Genomic DNA, 24237 nt, shown 5'->3' on the forward strand with positions numbered 1-24237 from the left:
AACCACAAGCTATGTTGCCCCACCCCCCCCCCCCCCCCCCACCCCCGCTCCCACAGGGTTCGTGGTATCTACGTAGAACTACGTAGGTGCCACGTACGTAGTAACGCGGATTTATTTGTAGACGGCATGCGCGGATATTGGGCCCGCTCCGCACAGCGGACACAATTATAAAAATGACCGCCGCAGTCACGAGCTGTCGGCAGGAGAATCTGTATGCCCCGTCTGGCTAAACACCTCGCCTGGTTTGCCGTGGCTGTCCTGGGAGCGTTTGCGCTGAGTGTCGTGGCCCTGCGCCGCGGCGAAGCGATCAACGCCCTTTGGATCGTAGTCGCAGCCGTCGCTATCTACCTCGTTGCTTACCGTTACTACAGCTTGTTCATCGCCAACAAGGTGATGCAACTCGACCCCAACCGCGCCACGCCCGCCGTGCTCAACAACGACGGTCTGGACTACGTACCGACCAACAAACACGTGCTCTTCGGTCACCACTTCGCGGCCATCGCTGGTGCGGGTCCGCTGGTCGGTCCAGTCCTCGCGGCGCAAATGGGCTACCTGCCCGGCACGCTGTGGCTGATCGCCGGCGTGGTGTTGGCGGGTGCGGTTCAGGACTTCATGGTCCTGTTCATGTCCACTCGCCGCAACGGTCGTTCCCTGGGCGACATGGTCCGTGAAGAAATGGGCCGTATTCCCGGCACCATCGCGCTGTTTGGCTGCTTCCTGATCATGATCATCATCCTCGCGGTGCTGGCGCTGATCGTGGTCAAAGCGTTGGCCGATAGCCCGTGGGGCATGTTCACGGTCATGGCGACCATCCCGATCGCGATGTTCATGGGCATTTACATGCGCTACATCCGCCCGGGTCGCATCGGCGAGATTTCCATCGTCGGCGTGCTGTTGCTGCTGGGTTCGATCTGGCTCGGCGGGCAGATTGCCGCGGATCCGGTCTGGGCCAAAGCGTTCACCTTCACCGGCGTACAAATTACCTGGATGTTGATTGGCTACGGTTTCGTGGCGGCGGTGTTGCCGGTGTGGCTGATCCTGGCACCCCGTGACTACCTGTCGACGTTCCTGAAAATCGGCACCATCGTGGCGTTGGCGATCGGCATCCTGATCACCATGCCCGAATTGAAAATGCCGGCCCTGACTCAGTTCATCGACGGCACCGGCCCGGTGTGGAAGGGCGGTCTGTTCCCGTTCCTGTTCATCACCATCGCCTGTGGCGCGGTCTCGGGTTTCCACGCGCTGATTGCGTCCGGCACCACGCCGAAATTGCTCGCCAGCGAAGGTCATGCCCGCTACATCGGTTACGGCGGCATGCTGATGGAATCCTTCGTCGCCATCATGGCGATGGTCGCCGCCTCGGTGATCGAGCCGGGCGTGTACTTCGCCATGAACAGCCCGGCAGCCATTGTCGGCGCCGACGCTGTTTCGGTGGCGCAGACCGTCAGCAGCTGGGGTTTCCTGATCACCCCGGAGGCGCTGCAAGCGGTGGCCAAGGACATCGGTGAAACCACCATCCTGGCCCGTGCCGGCGGTGCGCCGACGTTGGCGGTGGGTATCGCGCAGATCCTGCACCACGTCCTGCCGGGTGAAAACACCATGGCGTTCTGGTACCACTTCGCGATCCTGTTCGAAGCGCTGTTCATCCTGACCGCGGTCGACGCGGGCACCCGTGCCGGACGCTTCATGCTCCAGGACTTGCTCGGCTCGTTCGTGCCAGCGCTGAAGCGCACTGAATCCTGGACCGCCAACCTGATCGCCACTGCCGGTTGTGTGGCGATGTGGGGCTACTTGCTCTATCAAGGTGTGATCGATCCGTTGGGTGGCATCAACACCTTGTGGCCGCTGTTCGGTATCTCCAACCAGATGCTGGCGGGTATCGCGCTGATGCTGGCGACCGTCGTGCTGATCAAGATGAAGCGTCAGCGCTACGTCTGGGTGACCATGCTGCCAGCGGTCTGGCTGCTGATCTGCACCACCACGGCCGGTTTCATCAAGCTGTTCGACGCCAACCCGGCAATCGGTTTCCTCGCGCTGGCGAAGAAATACAGTGATGCCCTGGCCAACGGTCAAGTGCTCGCGCCGGCCAAGAGCATCGAGCAGATGCAGCACGTGATCTACAACGCCTACACCAACGCCACGCTGACGGCGCTGTTCCTGCTGGTGGTGTTCAGCATCCTGTTCTTCGCCCTCAAGGTCGGCATTGCCGCCTGGGGAACCAAGGAACGCACGGATAAAGAAGCGCCATTCCAGGCCGTCCCGCAAGCTTGATAGAGGGTTAGCAGCATGTTCAATGACCTGAGTCGCCTCGGTAAATACCTCGGTCAGGCCGCGCGCCTGATGGTCGGCATGCCCGACTACGACAACTACGTCGAGCACATGCAGGCCAAGCACCCGGACAAGCCCTTGATGGACTACGAGGCGTTCTTCCGCGAGCGCCAGGAAGCCCGATACGGCAGCAAGGCCGGGCCGAAGTGTTGCTGAAACACCGCAACACAGCACTAGGTGACACCTACAAAAACGCCGCTCATTGAGCGGCGTTTTTTTGTAGCAAAGGCATCACGGCAGGGCTCACGGCAATTCCTCCCACCTGACATCCGTCAAACCAGCCTTTTTAGCGTGATCGAGCAACCTGGCGTGATCGTCCTCGACGTTTTCTTCCCCATACAAAAGCCCCACGCCCGAATGCAGACACGCGTAATACCACGCATCTTCATCGGTCATGTGCGAGTCCGGCTGGACAAACAGTCGTCGAGACTCGTTCAAGCAGTAGGTAATTTCAAAATGCCGAGAGCGCATCATCCAAATTCTCCGGGGGATGCGGCTCGGACATTAGTGGCTTAGTGCCAGTTCCCTTTCTTTTTCGGTCTTCCTGCCGCGCGGAGGCCTTTTCTGCGTCGGCGAGCGCCTTCGCAGATACTTTGAACCCCCTCCCAACCGCTCTGCCTAACGCTTATCCATCAAGAGGGCGCGGCCATGACTGAAGCAGCCAGTTATTTCATGATTGTCGTTGCGGTGATCATCCTGCTCGTCGACCTGTGGGCGATTGTCAGCGTGTTTCGCAGCGATAAAGCCGTCGGGGTCAAGGCGGCGTGGGCGATCGGGTTGATCGTGTTCCCGGTGATAGGGTTGATCGTGTGGGGCATCGCCGGCCCGCGGGGCATCAAGGAGGGGCCGACGTCGCCGGAGCACAGCAAAGGCTGAGCGTTTTCAATCCCGGCAAGAAAAAGCCCCGAATAAACGGGGCTTTGTCTTGCCGGGCAGTGCGCGTGAAAAAAGGGAAATGAACGCATGCGCGAGGCCGGCCCGACCTCTGACCGGTTTAAGCGGGTTTGAAGCAATAGGCCGCCAGCTTGTTACCGTCCAGATCCCGGGCATACGCAGCGTAGGCGTTGGGTGCCCAGCCACGTGGTCCTGGAAGGCCTTCACACGAACCGCCAGCGGCCAATGCTGCGGCATGGAAGGCGTCGATTGCTGCCCGCGTTGGCGCCTCGAAACTGATGGTGACGCCGTTGCCGACACTGGCCGGCGCGCCGTTAGCCGGTTTCAGAACGAAAAAAGACGGCGCGTTCTCGCCCCAGATTGAGCCATTGTTTTCAAGATCAGCGAGACGTTTCTGACCCAGCGTACCCAGAACGTCGTCGTAGAAACGGCGGGCTCTGTCCAGGTCATTGGTGCCGACAGTCACGTGGGTAAACACACTCATTTTTTTATCTCTCTTATGGGTTGGGATGAGGTGAGCTTGCGTAGGCCCGTCCCAAAGAATGTGCGCTGGCCCGCCGAAATTACAGTGATGTATCTGCATCAATGCCATGTAACGAACGCATAGAAATCTCGGCGTACTTATTCGGGCAACGGATAGCCGCTGTTGTTCGGAAACTGGGCGTAGTGACTTCCGATCTTGCAGCTTTTTTGAAAGGCCCGTTCAACGCCAGCGCCTACTCAGTCCTTCACCCTCCGCTAATAATTCCTCATCAAATTTCGCCGTGGTGGCTGAATGATTTGGCCGTGAGGCCTGCGCACCCGGCCCTGGCTGTTGAATGAGGACGCTTATGAGCATTCGTATCTGGCATCAAAGTTTCACCGTGCTTAGCGATTTGGGCGCTTACGACGAAGCGTTGCGCGCACATTTTCGCAAGGTTGCCCGTCCCGGTACGGAAATCCATATGCATGGGATGCTTCCAGGCACATACCGCAACCACTATCCCGGCGATGACATCAAGTACTCGTCACTTCAATACTTGCATGGGCTTCAGTTCATGGCGGCGGGCATCAATGCCCAGAACCAGGGTTTCGATGCCTATGCCATCAGCACGCTGCCGGAGCCGGCCCTCAAGGAAACCCGCAGCCTGCTGGATATTCCGGTGGTGGGTTACGGCGAATCCGCGATGCTCACTGCGTGCATGCTGGGTCGTACCTTTGGCGTGTTGGTCTTCATCAACGAACTGGCTGAACAGGTCACTGAAAATGCTTCCCGGCATGGCCTTTCCGCACGCATGACCGGGGTACGCCATGTCGGCTTCCACTTTGCCGACGTGCTGGCAGCCTTTACCGACCCCGGTGATCTTATCCAGAGCTTCCGCAGCGCTGCACGTGGTCTGATTGCGCAAGGTGCCGAGGTGATCATTCCTGGCGAGGCGCCGCTTAACGTGTTGCTGGCAACCCATGGCATTAATGAGGTCGACGGCGTGCCCGTACTCGATTCACTGGGTGCATGGGTTAAACAGGCGGAAGCCATGGTGGACTTGCGCCGCGCCAATGGAACGAAGACTTGCAATCGCGGTTATTTTTCGGCGCAACCGGCACCTGATCGGGTTCAGGAAGTCTTTGCGTTTTATGGCTTGTCCCGATTTCTACAATCCGGAGCCCAGGTATGAATCATCACGAATGCGACCTGCTGGTAATCGGTGGCGGGCTGGCGGGTTTTTGCGCAGCGCTGACTGCAGCCCAAGCGGGATTGCAGGTGGTATTGCTGGAAAAAACCTCGCTAACCGGTGGCTCGTCGGCCATGAGCGGAGGTTGTCTGGCCTTCGCCGGCACCGATCTGCAACGTTCACACGGCATTGAGGACTCCTCACAGCTGCTGTTTGATGACCTGGTCGATGTGGGTAAGGGTGAATGCGACGGAACCTTGGTCAAGCTGTACACAGACCACCAATTGGAAACCTATCAATGGCTCAAGGACAACGGGGTTGTGTTTGCCGATGTCATCGAAGCCGCCTCAGGGCAGTCGGTACCACGGGTGCACAACGTGGATCCAGCCGACATGGTGCGTCAACTTCAACTGGCTGCGCTCGCAACCAACAATGTCGAGGTCTGGTTGCATAGCCGTGCCCGGCGCTTGCTGCGCAACGCAAGTGGCCGCGTAGCAGGGGCCGTTGTCGAGCGTAACGGTGAGCAGGAGGAAGTCACGGCTCGCAGCGCGGTGTTGTTGGCCAGCGGTGGTTTCGTTCAGGACCGCGAGTTGATTCATCGCTTTGCCCCCCAGTACGACAACGCAGTGTTCATCGGTGGCGAAGGCAATGAAGGGGATGGTCTGCGCATGGCTTGGGCCTTGGGCGCGGATGTGCGCGATATGCCCTACATCAAGGGCACGTTCGGCAAACACCCGATGGACGAGCACAACCACCACGCGTGCCTGGCGGTTTACAAAGGCGCCATCGCGGTGAATCAGGACGGGCGACGTTTTGTCGACGAGTCGCAGTCCTACAAGTTGCTTGGCGATGCGGTGATGCAGCAGACGTTTGGGGTCGGTTATCAGATTCTTGACCAGGACATCATGGACAGTGGCGACAACCAGGTCCGTATCCTTGACTTCACAAGGCGGCTGGAGGAAGGGTTGTTCGTCGAGTCGCAGACACTGGAGCAGTTGGCGCGCCTGATCGAAGTTCCCGAAGACGTCTTGCTGGCCGAAGTGGCCGCCTACAACAAGGCCGTGCGTGAGGGCCAGCCACCAGCGTTTGGCCGTCAGCATCTGGTTCATCATCACGGCCAATTACGCACCATCGAGCGTCCGCCGTTTTATGCCTACCCTTCGACGGCCGCGGTATTCGGCACGTACTGCGGAGTAATCGTCGACACGCGTTTGCGCGTGCTTGATGTATTCGGTGAACCCATCGAGGGGTTGCTGGCGGCGGGTGAGATCATCGGTGGCTTTCACGGTGCCGCCTACATGACCGGTTCGGCGCTGGGCAAGGCGGCCGTCTTCGGACGCTTGGCCGGTGAATTCATGGGCAATGCGAGCGAGGGCTGAACATGAAGATTCTTGTTTTGCTCGCCGGCGTAGCGGATATCCGCTTCCCGTTGCACTCCATCAGTTTAAGTAGCCAGGCAACGATCGACGAGCAAGGATCGCCCCGGCGTGTACTCAGCCCATTTGACGAGGCCGCTTTGGAAGTCGCACTGAAACTGCGTGATGCGTGCACCACAACGCAGGTCGATGTGTTGCTGTTGGACGGCGCCAACAGCGAAAACCTGATGCGTAGTGTCGCGGCTTTTCGTCCCGATTCATTGCAATGTCTGGAGCTGAAACCTTTCCAACCCTGGGATGCCCGTCAGACAGCCGCGCAGATCTCCGGCCTGATTGAGCGCGATTACGGCGGGCATGAACTGGTGCTGGTGGGGCGTGAAATGGGTGATCTGGATGAAGGCAGTATCGCGGTATTGCTGGCACGCCGGCTCGGCAGATCGCAGTTTGCCATGGCCCAGTCTGGCCGGTGGCAAGGCGAGCAGCTGTGGCTCATGCGCGAGCGCGGCACTTGCGAAGAGTGGCTCAGGGTTGATCAGCCCTTATTGGCGAGTGTGACCAATGATCGACGCAACAAGCTGCGATACCCGCTCATGAAAAATGTCATGCAGGCCAAACGCATGACATTTTCCCATGTCGCTGCGTCGGCCCCGATACGTGCGGGTATGACCTTGTCACAGCTGCAAGCCGCTCCGGTGATACCTCGTAGCGGGCAGTGTCGGCTATTGAGCGGGGACGTCGGACAGCAGGCCAAAGCGTTGGCCTGCTGGTTGAAAGAGCAAGGGGTCAACTCATGAGCAGAGTTCTGACGGTCATTCCCCAGGCCTGGGGTGCCCAGGCTCTGGAGGCAGCACTCGGTGCAGCTCAACAGGTCAGTGCCGGGGAGGGTTTTGCGGCGGTGCTGATCTGCAGTCAGTCCAGTGCGCAAGATGCTGAGTTGGCGACGCGGGCCGGGGCAAGGCAGGTATATCAGTCCGTGCATGCGGCGTTAGGTGAATGTGACGAGCCGCAGGTTCTGGTGGCGGCGGTCGCCGAAGCCCTGCGGGCGATTCCTCGGCTTGGCGGCGAGGTGCCATTGGTCTTGCTGCCTCCCGGCCCGCAAGGTGAGGAGCTTGCCGCGCTGTTGGCCGACTCTCTCGATGGTCAGGCGGTGGGGCGTTGTGTCGTGCTGCGATTTGAGGGCGATGCACTGCTGGCTGAACGTACAGCGTGGGGTGGGCGCATGCGCGTCTCCCTGCAAGTCAACCGCGGTCCTGCGTTCGCCTGTTTGCGGGCAGGGCGTGCGCTGTTCAATATTGAAGCCAGCGCCGATATTTTTACTATCGAGTTACACGGCCACTTGCCTAAGGCGCTGACGCTGGATAAACGTGAAAGCGGCCAACGCCTGCCGCCTCTGGAGGGCGCCAAGCTGGTGGTTTCTGGTGGACGAGGGGTCAATGAACAAGGCTTTGCCTTGCTTGAGCAGCTGGCGTTGAGCTTGGGAGGAACGCTCGGCGGCAGTCTACCTGCCGTGGATGCAGGCATGGTGCCGGTGATGCGTCAGGTAGGTGTGTCGGGCAAGTTTGTCAGCCCGCATATCTACGTGGCGGTGGGTATCTCTGGCACCCTGCAGCATTTGGCCGGGGTGAGTCTGGAGAGCTGTATCGTGGCCATTAATCAGGATCCCGATGCGGACATTTTCAAGGTCGCGAACCTCGGGATCGTTGCCCCTTGGGAAGCACTGCTGCCTGCGTTGCTGGATGAGTTGCGATAGAGCCCTGAGCACCGAAGAACCTGTGCCAGTCCACTGAAGCGGCTGGCATTTTGGGTTGACGAGGGGACTAAACGTGCCCGCGTCGCCCTTGTTTTATCGCGATGCTCGCTCCCGAAGCCGGGCGACGCTGGGCATCCAGTGTGGCCAGGATGAAGTCGACAAACGCGCGCGTGCGTGGCGCAATGAAACGCGCTTTGGGCGTCACCGTGTAAAAGCTGCGGCTGCCGGTGCTCCAGTCGGGGAACAACTCCACCAGTTCACCGCTGCGGATCAGCCCATTGACGAACACGTCCAGGACATAGATGACGCCTTGCTCGGCGAGTGCGGCCTGGATCAGCGCGTCGGTGCTGTTGAAGTGCAGGTCGCCACGCGGCGTCAGTTGGTGTTGCTCGCCCTCGCGGGTAAATGTCCAGTCCGATACGGTGTAGCGACCTGCACCAAAAATACCCAGGCAATGCCGAGGCTGAAGGTCTTGCGGCAGTTCGGGTGTGCCGATCCGCTCAAGCAGGCCGGGTGCGGCGCAGGCCACGTAATGCGCTTGATACAACGGTCGGGCGACGAGGTCGGAGTCATTGACCGAGTCGATGCGAATCGCCACGTCGGTGCCCGTGGCAATCAAGTCTTCAGCATGGTCAGTCTGGCGCAAGGCCACAGACAAGCCAGGGTGTTGCGCCGTGAACGCCGGCAGCGCCGGGCACAGCAACGCACGGGCGAACGCCGCCGGCGACTCGATACACAACTGTCCGCTGATCTCACCTTTCTTCCGACGAACCTGAGCTTCCATATCGTCGACCAGCTGCAGCACTTTATTGCACTGCTCGAAATAACCTTCGCCGTCATCGGTCAAGCGCAACGAGCGGGTGTTGCGCGATAACAATGTCACCCCCAGGTAGTCCTCCAGCTTGCGTACGCTGGAAGTCACGGTGGCATTGGCGATGTCCAGAGCCTCGGCGGCGCGGCTGAAACTGCCGCATTCCACCACGCGTACGAACACCTGCATTGCCCAGAGTCTGTCCATCGGTTTTCACCTTTTTCTAATAGCCCATTAGCCGCGTCACACTCGAACCCTGGGGCCGCGATTCCTATAGTACCAGCCACCAAGAGAGGAACTAGCTATGGCTGAATTAAACTTCGATCTGATTGTGGTGGGCTGCGGTGTTGCCGGTTTATCTGCGGCGGTGGCGGGCGCTGAACGTGGTCTGCGCGTGGCGGTTCTTGAGCGCGCCAGCCGTGAAGAGCGGGGAGGGCAGAGCCGCTTCACCGAGGCCTATCTGCGTATGAAAAGCCATACGGAAGTGACTGATGATTTCGACATCTTCCTGGCCGAGCATTCCGGGTATTACCAGGACCCGGATTTTGTCGCCGAAACCCTGGGCAATCGCGCTGACTGGTCCGCCCAGACCCGTGCGCTGGGTTCGGTCGATGCCAGTGTCATCGGCACCTTTGCCGAACAGGTCCCAGGCACCATTGAGTGGTTGAAGACTAACGGCGTGAAGTTTGATTTCCTGCCGACCCAATTCCTGACCAGTACCCAGCCGCGGTTGTTGCCAATCGGCGGCGGCGAGGCCATCGTCGAAGCCCTGGCGGCGAAAGCCGAGGCCTTGGGCGCGGAATTTTTCTATGAGACGTCCGGGCGTGAATTATTGACCGAAGGTTATGCGACGGTCCTCGGCATTCGGGCACTGTCGCGGCTGCAGGGCGACCTGACTTTTCGCGGCGCCGTGGTGTTGGCCAGCGGCGGCTTTGAAGGCAATACCGAAATGCTCAGCCGCTACCTCGGGCCACGTTCGGTGTATCTGCGTCCGGTGTGCAAAGGTGCCTATTACAACCGTGGTGAAGGTATTCAGATGGCGCTGGACGTCGGCGCTGCGGCCAGTGGCGACTACGGCAGCTACCACGCCGAACCCGTGGACCCGCGCTCGGGCATATCCGAGCCGTCCATTTTCGTTTTCCCTTATGGCATCCTCATCAACAAACAGGGCGTGCGTTTTACCGACGAAGCACCGGGTACGGTTGATGCCTGGTACGAACGGGTGACGCGGCAGATTTATCAGCAGGAAGAAGGCATCGCCTGGGTGATTCTCGATCAGAAGGTCAAGGACGTCCCCAATTACCGCCTGGCGATCCGCACCGACCAAGCCGCGATCGAAGGGGCGACGCTGGCCGAACTGGCCGCCAAGTTGGGTGTTTGCCCAAGTACATTGCAAGACACCGTGAGCCGCTATAACGCGGCCTGTCGTTCCGGGAATTACACCCCATTGAAGCTTGATGGCTTGGCCACCGAGGGCCTGCAGCCAGCAAAAAGCAATTGGGCATTGCCGCTGGATGCCGGGCCGTTTTTTGCCTACCCGATTATTTCCGCCAACGTGTTCACCTTCGGTGGCCTCAAGGTGGATGAGCACGCCCGGGTGATCAACGTCGATGGTCATCCGATTGGCAACCTCTACGCCGCCGGTGAAACGGTGGGCCTGTATTTTGGTAATTACGCGGGCGGCACGTCAGTCCTCAAGGGCCTGGTATTCGGCCGTTTGGCGGGGCAGGCCGCGACGCATCAGCGGGGTGCGCAATGAACGTTGCGGTAGTGACCGGTGCCGGCGGTTCGATTGGCAGCGCGGTGTGCAAACTGTTGGGCAAAGAGGGCTATCAGGTCGCGGCGCTGGACCTGGCCGAGCCTCGGACGCTGGGCGTGAACACGCGTTTTTATTCTTGCGATGTGGCTTCGCGCATCGCCGTGCGCGATGTGGTGGAGCAGATCGAAGAGGAAATGGGACCCATCACGGCGCTAGTCAATGTCGCGGGGGTCTTGTCCACCGGCAGCGCGCTGGAGCTCAAGGTCTCGGAATTCGAACGGGTCATGCGGGTCAACGTGCAAGGGACATTGATCCCTTGTCAGCTGATCGGCCAACTGATGGCCGAGCGCAAGCTGGGCAGTATCGTCAATATCGGTTCAGTGGTTGGCAAGAACGGTGGCAATGCTCGTCCTTGGCTGGATGCCAAAGAACAATCGCGCGCCGGTGGCATAGCCTATGGCATGTCGAAGTCGGCAGTTCACACCATGACCCTGTTCCTGGCCAAGGAGTTGGCGAGTGCCGGGGTTCGGGTCAACGCCGTGGCTCCAGGCCCGATCGCCACTGAAATGACCACTGCCTTCCCGGACAATTTGCGGGCTCTGATCCCGTTGGGGCGTATGGGGCGCGCCGAAGAAGTGGCGGCAGCCGTCAGTTTCATGCTGTCGGACAAAGCAGGATTTATCAGCGGGGAAATCCTCGATATCAATGGCGCACTGTGGTGCGACTGATACAAACCAAGGGAAAAGCATAATGAAAAGTATTTATCTGGTTCTGGACATGCAAAACGATCTGGTTCACCCCGACGGTGCCAGTGGCAAAGGTCCGCTGGGCGAGCAGGTTCGCAGCCGCGAAGTGATCGCTCGCACGGCAACCGCCATTGCCGAGGCACGCAGCAAAGGCATTGCGGTGGCGTATGTGCGAGTGGCGTTTTCCGATGACCACCGCGAAGCCAACCTCGCCTCCCAGGTGTTCGGTCCGATCGCCCGAAATGGCATTTTGAAAAAGGACGCGTGGGGTGGTGCTGTCCATGATGATCTGGCGCCACTGGCCAACGAATGGAACATTGTCAAACACCGGGTCTCACCGTTCTACGGCACCTCGCTTGAAGTGCTGTTGCGTCGCGAAGGTATCGAGCGCATCTATTGCAGTGGTGTGAGTACTCAGGCGGTGGTTCAGGCCACGGTACGAGATGCCCACGATCGTGATTTTGACGTGGTGGTACTGGAAGACTGCTGTGCATCGCCATCGGCACAAGAGCATGAACATTCCATGGCCAGCATTGCGCGGTTTTGCACCAGCGTTAACTCCGAAGCCGCGTTCGACTGATCGCGACATCCTGCGGGGATCGCCAGCTTGGCGATCCCTGATCCTCTTTTAAAGCACACCTGTTGTCACTGCGACATTCACTGGACGCCGGACTCGTCCGAAGACATTTTTTTCAGCCGATAATCAAGTTGCGCACGGCTTAGCCCCAACAACGTAGCCGCGCGCGAGATGTTATTTTCGCTGAGCTGCATCGCCACCTCGATATACACCTCCTCGATTTGACTCAGGCGTACCGGACCGCGCTGTAACGTGCGTTGCGCCACGGCGAGCAATTGGTCATGGCTTGCGTTGTCCTGTTGTGCCAGTGCGACACTTGGCGAGTCGACGTGGGGCATACGAATGCCGATGGCCGGGCCACTGTCCCAGCTGACCGTGCCGATGCGTTCGAGCTGTCCCCCCAAGGCATCAAGTCCCGAGAGATGACGAATGTCGAGCATATCGCCGTCGTCCGAGAGGATGATTGCGCGCTCGATGACGTTTTCGAACTCACGGATGTTGCCTGGCCAGTGGTAATCCAGAATGACTTGCAAGGCCCTGGGCGCCACACCGGTCAGGTGCCGGCCGTGCAGCGCGCACAGTTTGCGCATGACCGTGTCGAGCAACAGTGGCAAGTCGTCCTTGCGTTCGCGCAAGGGTGCGATAGTGATCGGGAAAACATTCAAGCGGTAAAACAAGTCACTGCGAAAACGCCCGGCTTTGACCGCTGTGGCGAGGTCTTCGTTGGTCGCGGCGATGACCCGCACATCCACCTTGATGGTCTTGTTGCTGCCCAATCGCTCCAGGTCACCGCTTTGCAGTACGCGCAGCAGTTTGCCTTGGGCGGTCATACTCAAGGTGGCCACTTCGTCGAGGAAGATCGTTCCGCCATGGGCAATTTCAAAACGCCCGGGACGCGGGTCGGTCGCACCCGAATAGGCTCCGCGCTGAACACCGAACAGTTCTGACTCGATCAGTTGTTCAGGGATCGCTGCACAGTTGATTTCAATGAACGGCGTATTGGCCCGCAGACTGTTGGAATGAAGCTCGTGGGCGAACATCGTTTTGCCGACGCCACTCTCACCCAGCAGCAGAACGGTGGCATTGGTGCCGGCCACCCGCAGGATTTTATGCATGGCGATGTGGTAAGCGGCAGAGCTGCCCACCGGTCGGCCGAGTTCGGTCGCCAACGGCTGGCTCTCTTCCAGTCCGAAGGGCGACGGGGCTGCCTTTACCGTGGAGTTTTTAACGATCCTGACCGGCTGCGTCCGGCCATGGTCGGTTACCCGTGGCTGGAAGTATTTGAGGTCATCTTCGGTGTTGTCCCAATCTTCGACTGGCTTGACGATTACCCTGCACAGATCATGTCCGCAGCCCTGGCATTGAGTTTCCCTGGCCAGTAGACGGCGGCCCATCAAGCGGCTCATGAAGCCTGAGCTATAGCCCACTTCCATCCAGCAAATAGGGTCGGTGCTGACCCCGTTGGCGGCGATGTGCACGTCACTTTCGACGGAACGCTTCCAGGTGAACTCGCCGTATTTGAAGCCCTTCGCGTGGTCGAACTCAATGCACACGGGTGCGACTTCGACGATGCCGGACAAGGCGTGCAACTGTCCCCCAGCCGCAGCTATGTCCAGTTCATTGCCCGTGCCGCGAGCCTGGATTGCCAGGTCGGCATCACGCTGACCCGTCATGTAGCCGACACGGGTCAACAAGCCCCGGGTGAACTCCACACCGTTGCTTTCCAGCAGCTCCTGTCGCAATGCTCCAAACGCTTCTACGTGCATCAACATCATGCGTTTATCACCCAGCCAGATCAGTCCCTCCTTAGGATTGAAATACAGCCGGTCGACCAGGTCCTGCATGTCTGGGAAGCGCAGGTCGGTGATGATGTTAATGCCATTGCGATTACGCAATTTTTGCAAAGGCGCTACGTCGTCGTTTGGGGGAATAGTCATCAAATGGGCCTATGTTTTTGTTACTTATTGAAGGCAAGTAGCAAATATCCGATGCCAGACGCGTGCCAGGAATGTCATGAGCGACCTCACCAGCTGATCGCACTGAAACACAGGCGCGTTGGGTGCGCTATCCATTCACTGCATTCGGCTAAATTTTTCCCCCCTGTCTGGCATTCACGAAAATCCGTGAATGAAATTCGTGATTTTCGAATTTTCTTAATTCCTCCTGCAGCGGCGCGATCTTTGGTTGCAAGCGAATCGTCGCTGTTGGTCAATCATATCTATCTGATTAACAAGGAATATATTTTAACTTTTTAGAATACTGATTACTGGCACAGCGCTTGCTCTTGTCCCTTCAACAGCTGTTCTTCAGAGCGTTACCGCGAAGAGCAGAACAACAAAAACAAGATGAGGTGCAGGCAAGTGGCAGAAATTCACTCGTTGGCCTACGCAGGATTCGGTGTAAGCGACCTTGATAAATGGCAGTGGCTTGCCACCGACATTATCGGCATGCAAGTGGCAAAACGCGACGAGCAGGGGTTGACCCTGCGCATGGATGAATACGCGCAGCGATTCTTCCTGGAAAAAAATCCCGTCGACGACATCCTGGTCGCTGGTTGGCAATTTCGCAGCGAGCAGGAGCTTGAAAGTTATGTCGGCGAACTGCGTGAAAAAGATGTTCCCGTCGAAGTGCTTTCCAGGGAAATGTTGCAGCGACGCAGGGTGGAGAAGGCGTACAGCATTCAGGACCCGAATGGTTTCACTCACGAGTTTTTCTACGGCCACAGCGAAGCAGGCCTGAACGACACGTTCCGTTCCAAAGTACTCAAAGGCAGTTTTGTGACCGGAGATCTGGGCATCGGTCACCTCTTGCCGTTTGCCAAGAACGGACCGGAGACAGTGCGCTTCTACAAGGACGTCTTGAAGCTGCGAGTCAGCGATTACATTCGCGAGGAAGTGCAACCGGGGATCGTGGTGGACGCCACGTTCTTCCACACCGCAACGGGCCGCCACCATTCCATCGCCACCGCGCAGGCACCCATGCCAAAAGTGCTCAACCACTTCATGGTCCAGGTGCAGAACATGGACGACGTCGGCTTGGCCTACGACCGCTGCATCAAGGCAGGCATCCCGATCATTCTCGAACTCGGTCATCACCCGAACGACAAGACCTTTTCTTTCTATGCCCAGACCCCTTCGGGTTTCAACTTTGAAATGGGATGGGGCGGCGTCGTCATCGACGATCAGCACTGGGAAGTGAAGGCGTTCAACAAAATGAGCGACTGGGGTCACAAACGCAACATCGTTCTCTGATCCACGGCGGACTGCCGGCCCGGCCGTGCAGCACACACGCATGAGGGCATCCGTGCCTGCGACACAGTGAGGTTTTCCAGATGTTAAACGCCATTCAATCGAGCAGTACGCAAACAGTGATACCGCCCACGGTCGCGACCGCTGATTTCTGTAAAGGCATGCGCCATCTGGCCGGTGCCTGTGTGGTCATCGCCAGCGGCAATGACAGCGAGCGCGCCGGGCTGACGGCCACGGCGGTGTGCTCAATCACCGCCGATCCGCCCCGGCTGTTGATCTGCGTGAACCGTAACGTTCGTGCGCATGAAGTCATCCAGCGAGCAGGCGCTTTCAGCATCAACGTGCTGGCGCAAGACCAGGAGTTCATTGCCAAACGCTTTGCCGGAATGGTGGAAGGGGTCAGCGGTGAGGAGCGTTTTGCAGAAGGGTGTTGGGAGTCGGGGATCACCGGCGTACCGCTGCTGGAAGATGCATTGGTGAGTTTCGAGTGCCGGCTGGAACAAGTCATCCCGGCCAGCACCCACGACATGTTTATCGGTGAAGTTGTCGGCGTCCGGGGGCTGCAACAGCAGGACGGCCCTTTGGTGTACTTCAACAGCAGGTTCGCTGCGCTCAAGTGAAGCCCTGACGGCTTGCGACGTGCAGAAAAAATAATAAACAAGAGATCACAAACCTATGAACAACTTCGTCAAGACAACCGAGCCTGTGGATGCCCAGGCGATCCCTACTGAAGCGCAATTGCTGGAACGTGCGCGTGGGTTGATTCCAATGCTGATGGAAAAAGCCGAGTCAGTGGAAAACAACCGCATGGTGTCCAGCCAGACCATTGAGGCGTTCGTTGACGCCGGATTCTTCAAGATCCTCCAGCCCAAGGAATATGGCGGTTGGGAGATGGCGCCTGCGGTGTTCTACAAAGTCCTGATGGAGTTGGGCCGCGGCTGCTGCAGCAGTGCCTGGAACATGATGATTCTGGGGATCCACCAGTGGGAATACGGTTCGTTGCCAGAACAGGCCTGCCTGGATGCCTGGGGTGAGGACAACACGGTGATCACCGCCTCGTCCTACCCGCCGTTCGGCAAGGTCGAAGAGGTCGAGGGTGGTTTCAACATCAGCGGCACGTGGAAAACCTCCAGCGGTTGCGATCACGGCAAGTGGGCATTCCTCGGCGGTCTGCGACGTGATGCCAGCGGCCAGGTGATTGATCGGCTGTCGATGCTGGTGCCCAGCTCCGCATGGGTCATTGAAGACGACTGGTACACATTCGGCCTGGCCGGTACGGGCAGCAAGAGCCTGGTGATCAAGCATGCGTTCGTGCCGCATCACCGGGCCCATAGCCTGATTCAATACACCTACAGTGAACGTCCGGCGAACTACCTGTATCCGTTCAACCAGATCTTTTTTGGCGCCGTATCGGCCTTGATCGTGGGGATGGCCCAGGGCGGGATCGATGAGTACATTCGGCAGATGAGTGTGCGCACCAACACCACCGACGGCGCAGGCGCGGCATTGAGCCCGTACGTCAAGGACCGTTTGGGCAATGCCGTGGTGCGGGTGCGTTCAGCCCGTGCGCGGCTCCTGCAAATGCTTGCCGAGAGCAGCGAATACGTCGAGCGGCGCGAGCTGGTGTCGGCTTTTGACCGCGTGCATTACATGCTCGACATTGCGCGTGTCGGTCGCGACTGCGAAGAGGCGGTGATGCTGCTGTTCAAGGCTACGTCGGCACGGGGCATCTACCTCAATAACCCACTCCAGCGAATCCTGCGCGACGTCATCGCCGCCTCCAACCACATTACCCAGAACGCTGATGACACCGCAGGCATGCTCGGCGCCTATCTGTTGGGGCAGCAATTGCCTCCGATGATGTTTGGCCTGGAGCCAGTGTCGATCAATGACTGAGTAAGCAGGACCGGGAGGGCTGTTTTCCGCCCGGCGAGCCCCGACGGCCGATCACCCGGTCGTCATCCATAAAAACAAGAAACCGGCTTACTGTCGCAGAGGTCTTTTCATGTCTAATCATCAGAACCGAGTACTCGGCTCCGTGCGAGCGGTTGACCAGCGTTTAAGGTTGGGCCGCCTGGCCACAGCCTTGCTGGGCTGTTCAGTTTTATCGACGGTGCATGCAGTCGATTTCGATACCGGCAATCAGGATTTCAAGGTCCGGTTCGATACCAACGTCAAATACTCCAACGCCTGGCGCGTCAAGGACCAGCAGAGCAAGCTGGTCGCGGATTCGAACCTGGATGACGGTGATCGCAACTTCAACAAAGGGATCATTTCCAATCGCCTGGACCTGTTCTCGGAATTCGACGTTTCGTACCAGAAGGTCGGTGCCCGGGTCAGCGGTGCAGCCTGGTACGACGATGTGTACAACAAGGGCAACGACAACGACTCACCGGGCACCGTCAACTCCTACAGTGTGCGTTACGACCGGTTCACCCACGATACCCGTGACCTGCACGGACGCGGGGCGGAATTTCGTGATGCGTTCGTCTACAGCAACTTCGACATCGGCGATGAAATGTGGGGCGTCGCACGGCTGGGCCAGCACTCGCTCGTCTATGGCGAGAGCTTGTTCTTCGGTGGCAACGGCATTGCTGCCGGGCAGCAGCCTATCGATGCGGTGCGTGCGCTGACGGTGCCCAACTCGCAGTACAAGGAGCTTGGGCTGCCGGTCAAACAGTTCTCCACTCAGCTGCAACTCACCCCGACCGTCTCGGTTGGCGGTTACTACCAGTTCGAATGGGAGCGCACGCGCATTCCAGGGGCCGGCAGTTACTTCAGCCCGGCCGATTTACTCGATGAAGGTGGCGAGCGGATCGTCGTCGGGCGCACACCGGAGGGTGCTCCGGTAGCGTCGTTCTACCGAGGCAAGGACATCAGGGCGCGTGACAGCGGCCAGTGGGGCGTGCAGCTGCGCTACCGCTCCGATGCACTGGACACCGACTTCGGCCTGTACGCCATCAACTATCACGACAAGAATTTCCAGGTGCAAGTGCGCCCCGGCATTGGCGCGGGCTCTCGTCCAGACCAGATTGGCGAGTACATGCTGGTGTTCCCCGAAGACATCCGCGCCTATGGTTTCAGTGCCAACCGAGGCTTTGGTGACATCAACGTCGGCTTTGAAACCTCGGTGCGCGATAACGCGCCGTTGGTCAGCCTGACCATGACCGACCTGGCGGGTAACGGCGACAACGATGGCAACCCGCTGTATGCGGTCGGCCGCACCGCTCACGCGCAGGTCAACATGATCTACATCATGCCGACCAGCTCGTTGTGGGACACCGCCAGCCTGCTGGGTGAACTGGCCTGGAACCGGACCCTGAGCGTCGATAAAAACCGTGACAACCTGGACCCCAACGGCACTCGCGATGCCACGGCGATCCGGGTTGCCTTTTCGCCGACCTACTTTCAGGTCATGGATGGCGTCGACCTCAGCGTGCCGATGGGCTTGAGCTACGGCATCGATGGTCGATCTTCCGCAGTGGGCGGTTTCAGCCAGGCCAAGGGTGGCGACTACAACGTCGGCCTGACGGCGGACTACCTCAAATCGGTCACCTTCACCCTGGCCTACACCGGTTATTACGGCCCTGCGGCGCCGATCAACATCGACGGCATCAAAACCTTCAAACAGACCAATGCTGACCGCGACTTCCTGTCCTTCAGCGTGTCTCACACCTTCTGAGTAATTAACATGCCCAACAACAAGATCGCTCAGTTGCTGACAGGCTTTACCCTTTGCGTTTCTGTCATGTCCGCGTTCGGCGCCGTCAGTGCCACAGAGGCCCAGGCCCTGAGCAGCACGCTGACACCCATGGGGGCAGAGCGCGCGGGCAACGCCGATGGCAGCATCCCTGCCTGGACCGGCGGCTACACCACTGTGCCGGCCGGATACCAGCAGGGTCATCGGGCATTCGATCCGTTCGCCCAGGACAAGCCGCTGTACACCATTACCGCCGCCAACCTGGCCAAGTACCAGGACAAGCTCAGCGACGGCGTGCTCCAGCTGTTCAAGGACAACCCGCAGACCTTCCGCATCGACGTGTTCCCGACTCGTCGCACGGCTGCGGCGCCGCAGTGGGTGTATGACAACACGCTGAAAAATGCTACCCACGCTACCCTGGAAAGTGACGGCCTGATCGTCAAGGGCGCCTACGGCGGCGTACCGTTTCCGATTCCCAAAACGGGCATCGAAGTGCAGTGGAACCACCAACTGCTGTGGCGTGGCGAGTCGACCCACAGCAAGTACAAGGTCTGGACCACGACGGCCGACGGCCAGCGGGTACTGGCCACGGCGGCCGAGGATGAAGCCCAGTACCCGTACTACTACAAGGACGGTTCGGCGGAGTCCGCTGGCACCAACTACATGATGGCCATTCAACTGACCTACGCCCCGGCTTTTCGGGCGGGCGAAGCCTTGATGGTGCACAACGTCACGGACTACGTGCAGGGCCGTACCCTCTGGCAATACCTGTCGGGGCAACGCCGGGTGCGCCGCGCGCCGAGCATCAATTTTGACACCCCCAACCCAGTGGCGTCTGGCGTCAACTTTGTCGATGAGAACTTTGGCGGTTCCGGTTCGCCGGAGCGTTATGACTGGAAGCTGATCGGCAAGAAGGAAATGTTCATTCCGTACAACAGCAATCAGCTGTTGGCCAACGCCGATGAAAAAGTCATGGCCCAGCGTCATGTCAATCCGGACTACATGCGCTGGGAGCTGCACCGGGTCTGGGTGGTCGAGGCGACTCTCAAGGCCGGCAAACGCCATGCGGTGCCCAAGCGCAAGTTCTACTACGACGAGGACAACTGGGGTAACGCGATGATCGATGGCTGGGATGCCGAAGGCACCTTGTGGCGTACGTCCCTGACCACACCGTTCGTGGCCCCGGATATCCCGGCGACCGTGAATTACTGCACCGGTTTCTTTCATGACCACCGGACCAAGGCCTGGATGTACAACTGCGCACTCGGAGATGCGGGTAACGAGCAGTACGCGATCACGGATCGTCGTCGTGAAAGCTTCTTTTCGCCCGAGTCGCTGACAAAGATGAGCGCACGTTGATGTCCTGGGCGAACCCTGTCGTTACGGCCGGGTTCGCCTGCCTGATGGGAGGTATGCAGTGAATACACACAAATATGCGTTGGCGTGCCTGTTGCTCCTGGGCGTCATCGGTGAGCTGGCGTCGGCCGCCAGCGGCACCGGCACCCGGAACGTAGCCGACACCCTAGAGCAGAGCGCACAGGTATCAACGCTGGCAAGCCGCTCCGCGCTCAATGCCGCGGCGATGGCTGGCGAGCGCGTGGTGGTCGCCGGGGTGCGAGGCACCATTCTCTACTCCGACGATCGCGGCCTGCACTGGCAGCAAGCCAGTGTCCCGGTGACGGTCAGCCTGACCGCCGTGTGCTTTGCCGATGCGGCCCATGGCTGGGCTGTCGGTCATCGCGGCGTGATCCTTGTCACACGCGACGGCGGGGCTAACTGGGCTCGGCAACTGGAGGGTGCACAAGCGGCCAAGTCGATTTTGCAGGCACGCCATGACCCTGACCGAATGAATGAGGCACGCCGCTGGGTGGCCGAGGGCGCGGACAAACCGTTTTTGGCCGTGCAGTGCCTGGGTGACGGACAGGTGTTGGCCTTGGGCGCTTATGGCTTGGCGTTCAGCACGCAAAACGCCGGCCAGAGTTGGCAACCGGCGCTGGGGCTGCTGGATGGCAGCGAATCGCAACACCTCAATGCCGTGCAAACCATGGGCGGGCGAATCTACGTGGCTGGCGAGCAAGGTGCGTTGATGAGCATCGGCAATGACCTTCAGGATTTCAGCCGTTTTACCAGCCCTTACGAAGGCAGCTTTTTTGCCTTGCTGGCTACCCACAACAACAGCTTGCTGGCTGTTGGTTTGCGCGGACATGTGTTCCGGTCTGCCGATCGAGGGGCCAGTTGGCAGGCTGTGGCCATGGCGTCGACCAAAAGCCTGACAGCTGCGACCCAGCTGCGGGACGGCTCTGTGCTGCTGGCCGATGAGTCGGGGCAGGGCTGGCTCAGTCGCGATGACGGTCGCAGCTTTCGAGCTGTAACGCCCGAAGAACGCTTTCCGTTGATTGCTCTGTTGGCCATGCCCGATGGCGGCAGCCTGGCCGTTGGCACCAATGGCATCACTCGCTTCCCGCCGAGCGCGCTGCGCTAAGTCGGCTCGCATAGAAGAAGGTCACTGACTATGGCTACCGGTAATTCCGATGGCTTCACCGCTATCGCTTCCCTGGCAGACTTCGACAAGTACTCAGGGAATCGCCTTGAGCGCGTGTTGTTCAACCACCGCTACCTGGTGGTTGGTTTCTGTTTGATGGTCACGGTGCTGCTCGCCGTTGCTGCCAGTCAGGTGAGGCTCAACGCCAGCTACCTGAAAACCATTCCGGCGCATCATCCCTTCACGCTCAATTACCTCGAGCATGCCCGCGACCTCAAAGGGGCCGGTAACGCGATGCGGGTGGCGGTGGCGATGCAGGGTGAGGGCGATATTTTCAACGCCGAGTACATGGAGACCCTGCGTCAGCTCAACGATGAGTTGTATCTGGTCAACGGTGTCGACCGCGCTTTCATGCGCTCGCTCTGGACTCCGGCCACCCGCTGGCAAGGGGTGACCGAAGACGGCTTCGACGGTGGTCCGGTGGTGCCGGACGGCTTCGAGGGTTCGGCACAAAGCCTGGAGCGCTTGCGCGACAACATCGAGCGCTCGGGTGAAATCGGCCAATTGGTGGCCCGGGACCTGCGTTCGAGTATCGTCTATCTGCCGCTATTGGAAATCGATCCCAAAACGGGGCAGGCGCTGGATTACAAACAGCTCTCAGACAGTCTGGAAGCCCTGCGCGATACCTATCAGCAGCGGGGTGTCGACATCCACATCATCGGTTTCGCCAAGGTGATGGGTGACCTGATCGATGGCCTTTACGCGGTATTGGGTTTTTTTGCGGTGGCGGTGTTGATCACCAGTGCGATCCTTTATCAATTTACCCGCTGCGTGCGCAGTACGCTGGTGGTGCAGGGCTGCACGTTGATCGGGGTGATCTGGTTGCTCGGCCTGTTGCCGTTGCTGGATTACGAGCTCAACCCCTACTCGATCCTGGTGCCATTTCTGGTATATGCCATTGGGGTCAGCCATGGCGCGCAGAAAATGAACGGCATCATGCAGGATGTCGGGCGCGGCACGCACCGGTTGATCGCTGCCCGTTACACCTTCCGCCGTTTGTTTGCCGCGGGCATTACCGCTCTGTTGGCGGACGTCGTAGGGTTTGCAGTGCTGACCATCGTCGACGTTCCGGTCATCAAGGAACTGGCGCTGATCGCCAGTTTGGGTGTGGGCATCCTGGTGTTCACCAACCTGGCCTTGCTGCCGATCATGCTCTCGTTCACCGGTGTTTCATCGGCTGCAGCGGCCCGGAGCCTTAAGCACGAAACCCTGCAAGAAACACAATCCCCGCCATTACTGGTGCGACTCTTCGAGCACTTCACCGGTCGACGTGCAGCGCGGCTGGCCATTGCAGTGGCGGTGCTCATCGGGCTTGGCGCGTTATGGATTGGCAAGGACTTGAAGGTCGGTGACCTCGATCCCGGAGCGCCGGAGTTGCGTGCCGATTCGCGCTACAACCAGGATAACCACTTCATCATCGAGCACTACCAGGCCAGCAGCGACGTGTTTGTGATCATGGTCGAAACACCGGCCGGAAAATGCGTCGACTACTCGACGTTGCGCAAGGTTGAAGAGCTGGAGTGGCGACTGCGCGAGTTGCCCGGCGTCGAGACCACCAAATCCATCGCCGGGCTGTCTCGCAAAATCAACGTCGGGATGAATGAGGGCAACTTCAAGTGGGACGAGTTGCCCCCCAACCAATCGATGATCAACGCGGCGGCCATGCGCTCACCGCGCGAGCTGTTCAACGGCACCTGCAGCCTGCTGTCGATCTACGCCTACCTCAAGGATCACAAGGCCGACACGCTTGAGTCGGTGGTCAATACCACGGCGGCCTTCGCAGAAAAATTCAACGACGAGCAGGCCACGTTCCTGATGGCTGCCGGCAATGCCGGGATCGAAAGCGCGACCAACAGGGTGGTGAAAAGCGCCAACACTCGGATGCTGCTGGGGGTGTATCTGGTGGTGTCGCTGCTGTGCTTCATTGCCTTTCGTTCGTGGCGTGCGGTGCTGTGCGCAGTGCTGCCGTTGATCCTCACATCGCTGGTGGCCGAGGCGCTGATGGTCCAGCTGAACATGGGCCTGAAAGTCGCAACCTTGCCGGTGGTGGCGCTGGGTGTAGGTATCGGCGTCGACTACGCGCTGTACATCCTCAGCGTGACGCTGTTTTGGCTGCGCCGCGGCGAGAGCCTGGCAACGGCTTATCGACAGGCATTGATGTTTACCGGTCGGGTGGTGGTTTTCACCGGCCTGACCCTGTCCCTGGGTGTTGTCACCTGGGTGTTCTCTCCGATCAAGTTCCAGGCTGACATGGGCGTTCTGCTCACCTTCATGTTCCTTTGCAACATGCTGGTGGCGTTGGTTCTGGTGCCTGCATTGGCCAGCTACCTGCTGCACCCGGTCCAACCGGTTGCGCAACCGATCAGCTCTCTCAAGGAAATCTCTGTATGAACTCGGGCATTCCATTGGCCGACACCCGGTTGACTGATCCGCTGAGCATGGCGACCGCCCGGTTGGCGTTGGACACCGCTTTGCAATATGCCTGCAACCACGGCTGGCGGGTGAGCGTTGCGGTACTGGATGGGGGCGGGCACCTGCTGGCCTTCGGTCGAAGTGCCGGGGCGCCACTGCACACCATCGATCTTGCGCAGGACAAGGCGTTGACCGCCGTGTCCTTCGCCTTGCCCACCGCGGATGTCGGCAAGCGTCTGCGCGATGCCCCCGACCATGTCCGCCAGTGCCTGATCCTGCGACCACGACTGGTGCCGATGGGAGGGGCGTTGCCATTACACCTGGAGGATCGACTGGTGGGTGCAATCGGCGTATCCGGCGCCAGCGAAGAGCAGGATTGTGACTGTGCGGCCGCGGGATACGACGCCATCACGCAAAACATGCAGCGCTGATTTCTACCAAC

At 59.4% G+C, this 24237-nt stretch carries 22 protein-coding genes; 18 read left to right on the plus strand and 4 right to left on the minus strand.

Annotated elements, in window-relative coordinates; translation table 11 throughout:
• Positions 1–213: 213 nt before the first annotated feature.
• Entirely contained in the window at positions 214–2271 is a 2058-nt protein-coding gene (locus NTD84_RS12905; protein WP_262165922.1) for a carbon starvation CstA family protein, read from the plus strand.
• 15 nt (positions 2272–2286) lie between these two features.
• On the plus strand, positions 2287–2484 hold the full coding sequence (locus NTD84_RS12910; RefSeq protein WP_262165925.1) for a YbdD/YjiX family protein: 198 nt from the start codon (positions 2287–2289) through the stop codon (positions 2482–2484).
• Positions 2485–2571: 87 nt separating this feature from the next.
• Here NTD84_RS12910 and NTD84_RS12915 read toward each other — a convergent pair whose 3' ends face one another.
• Positions 2572–2802, minus strand: coding sequence for a DUF6555 family protein (locus NTD84_RS12915; RefSeq protein WP_315975566.1), 231 nt, complete (start codon positions 2800–2802; stop codon positions 2572–2574).
• Between the two features lie 174 nt (positions 2803–2976).
• Between NTD84_RS12915 and NTD84_RS12920 the strand changes: the two genes are divergently transcribed.
• A complete protein-coding gene (locus NTD84_RS12920) occupies positions 2977–3204 on the plus strand; it encodes a PLD nuclease N-terminal domain-containing protein (protein WP_262165930.1) in 228 nt (75 codons plus the stop codon).
• A 118-nt stretch (positions 3205–3322) separates the two neighbouring features.
• On the opposite strand, the gene NTD84_RS12925 is transcribed toward NTD84_RS12920, so the two are convergent.
• Positions 3323–3706: a VOC family protein gene (locus tag NTD84_RS12925; protein WP_262165933.1), complete on the minus strand. Its 384-nt coding sequence runs from the start codon at positions 3704–3706 to the stop codon at positions 3323–3325.
• Positions 3707–4052: 346 nt separating this feature from the next.
• On the opposite strand from NTD84_RS12925, the gene NTD84_RS12930 reads away from it, so the two are divergent.
• The 4 genes from NTD84_RS12930 to NTD84_RS12945 are packed head-to-tail and all read left to right on the plus strand — an operon-like array spanning position 4053 to position 8000.
• Positions 4053–4877, plus strand: a complete 825-nt coding sequence (locus NTD84_RS12930; RefSeq protein WP_262165934.1) for an aspartate/glutamate racemase family protein — start codon at positions 4053–4055, stop codon at positions 4875–4877.
• Positions 4874–6253: a flavocytochrome c gene (locus NTD84_RS12935; RefSeq protein WP_262165935.1), complete on the plus strand. Its 1380-nt coding sequence runs from the start codon at positions 4874–4876 to the stop codon at positions 6251–6253. The genes NTD84_RS12930 and NTD84_RS12935 overlap by 4 nt, the downstream gene beginning before the upstream one ends.
• A gap of 2 nt (positions 6254–6255) precedes the next feature.
• Positions 6256–7044, plus strand: coding sequence for an electron transfer flavoprotein subunit beta/FixA family protein (locus tag NTD84_RS12940; protein WP_262165936.1), 789 nt, complete (start codon positions 6256–6258; stop codon positions 7042–7044).
• Positions 7041–8000 (plus strand): electron transfer flavoprotein subunit alpha/FixB family protein, encoded by a 960-nt coding sequence (locus tag NTD84_RS12945; protein ID WP_262165937.1) that lies wholly within the window; start codon positions 7041–7043, stop codon positions 7998–8000. Before NTD84_RS12940 ends, NTD84_RS12945 begins: the two co-directional genes overlap by 4 nt.
• A gap of 67 nt (positions 8001–8067) precedes the next feature.
• On the opposite strand, the gene NTD84_RS12950 is transcribed toward NTD84_RS12945, so the two are convergent.
• A complete protein-coding gene (locus NTD84_RS12950; protein ID WP_262165938.1) occupies positions 8068–9018 on the minus strand; it encodes a LysR family transcriptional regulator in 951 nt (316 codons plus the stop codon).
• Between the two features lie 97 nt (positions 9019–9115).
• On the opposite strand from NTD84_RS12950, the gene NTD84_RS12955 reads away from it, so the two are divergent.
• Genes NTD84_RS12955 through NTD84_RS12965 form a run of 3 tightly spaced genes read left to right on the plus strand, consistent with a single transcriptional unit; the run spans position 9116 to position 11896 of the window.
• Complete coding sequence (locus NTD84_RS12955; RefSeq protein WP_262165942.1) at positions 9116–10570, plus strand: FAD-dependent oxidoreductase; 1455 nt, start codon at positions 9116–9118, stop codon at positions 10568–10570.
• The gene (locus NTD84_RS12960) at positions 10567–11298 is read left to right on the plus strand and encodes an SDR family NAD(P)-dependent oxidoreductase (RefSeq protein ID WP_262165945.1); all 732 of its coding nucleotides are present in this window, start codon (positions 10567–10569) and stop codon (positions 11296–11298) included. The genes NTD84_RS12955 and NTD84_RS12960 overlap by 4 nt, the downstream gene beginning before the upstream one ends.
• 22 nt (positions 11299–11320) lie before the next feature.
• The gene (locus tag NTD84_RS12965) at positions 11321–11896 is read left to right on the plus strand and encodes a cysteine hydrolase family protein (protein ID WP_262165948.1); all 576 of its coding nucleotides are present in this window, start codon (positions 11321–11323) and stop codon (positions 11894–11896) included.
• A gap of 77 nt (positions 11897–11973) precedes the next feature.
• Here NTD84_RS12965 and NTD84_RS12970 read toward each other — a convergent pair whose 3' ends face one another.
• Positions 11974–13830 (minus strand): sigma-54-dependent Fis family transcriptional regulator, encoded by a 1857-nt coding sequence (locus tag NTD84_RS12970; RefSeq protein WP_262165949.1) that lies wholly within the window; start codon positions 13828–13830, stop codon positions 11974–11976.
• Positions 13831–14253: 423 nt separating this feature from the next.
• On the opposite strand from NTD84_RS12970, the gene NTD84_RS12975 reads away from it, so the two are divergent.
• The 8 genes from NTD84_RS12975 to NTD84_RS13010 all read left to right on the plus strand — a co-directional run bounded on the left by NTD84_RS12975 (position 14254) and on the right by NTD84_RS13010 (position 24226).
• Positions 14254–15144, plus strand: a complete 891-nt coding sequence (locus NTD84_RS12975) for a VOC family protein (RefSeq protein WP_262165950.1) — start codon at positions 14254–14256, stop codon at positions 15142–15144.
• An 80-nt stretch (positions 15145–15224) separates the two neighbouring features.
• Positions 15225–15761: a flavin reductase family protein gene (locus NTD84_RS12980; RefSeq protein WP_262165952.1), complete on the plus strand. Its 537-nt coding sequence runs from the start codon at positions 15225–15227 to the stop codon at positions 15759–15761.
• 55 nt (positions 15762–15816) lie between these two features.
• Positions 15817–17037, plus strand: a complete 1221-nt coding sequence (locus NTD84_RS12985; RefSeq protein ID WP_262165955.1) for an acyl-CoA dehydrogenase family protein — start codon at positions 15817–15819, stop codon at positions 17035–17037.
• A gap of 109 nt (positions 17038–17146) precedes the next feature.
• Positions 17147–18823 (plus strand): DUF1302 domain-containing protein, encoded by a 1677-nt coding sequence (locus NTD84_RS12990; protein ID WP_262165958.1) that lies wholly within the window; start codon positions 17147–17149, stop codon positions 18821–18823.
• Between the two features lie 9 nt (positions 18824–18832).
• Complete coding sequence (locus NTD84_RS12995; RefSeq protein WP_262165960.1) at positions 18833–20200, plus strand: DUF1329 domain-containing protein; 1368 nt, start codon at positions 18833–18835, stop codon at positions 20198–20200.
• 58 nt (positions 20201–20258) lie between these two features.
• Positions 20259–21323: a WD40/YVTN/BNR-like repeat-containing protein gene (locus NTD84_RS13000; protein WP_262165964.1), complete on the plus strand. Its 1065-nt coding sequence runs from the start codon at positions 20259–20261 to the stop codon at positions 21321–21323.
• A 30-nt stretch (positions 21324–21353) separates the two neighbouring features.
• Positions 21354–23774: an efflux RND transporter permease subunit gene (locus tag NTD84_RS13005; protein WP_262165966.1), complete on the plus strand. Its 2421-nt coding sequence runs from the start codon at positions 21354–21356 to the stop codon at positions 23772–23774.
• A complete protein-coding gene (locus tag NTD84_RS13010; RefSeq protein WP_262165968.1) occupies positions 23771–24226 on the plus strand; it encodes a GlcG/HbpS family heme-binding protein in 456 nt (151 codons plus the stop codon). Before NTD84_RS13005 ends, NTD84_RS13010 begins: the two co-directional genes overlap by 4 nt.
• The last annotated feature ends 11 nt before the right edge of the window (positions 24227–24237 follow it).

It is taken from the genome of Pseudomonas sp. 14P_8.1_Bac3, assembly GCF_025466085.1.
Classification (GTDB): domain Bacteria; phylum Pseudomonadota; class Gammaproteobacteria; order Pseudomonadales; family Pseudomonadaceae; genus Aquipseudomonas.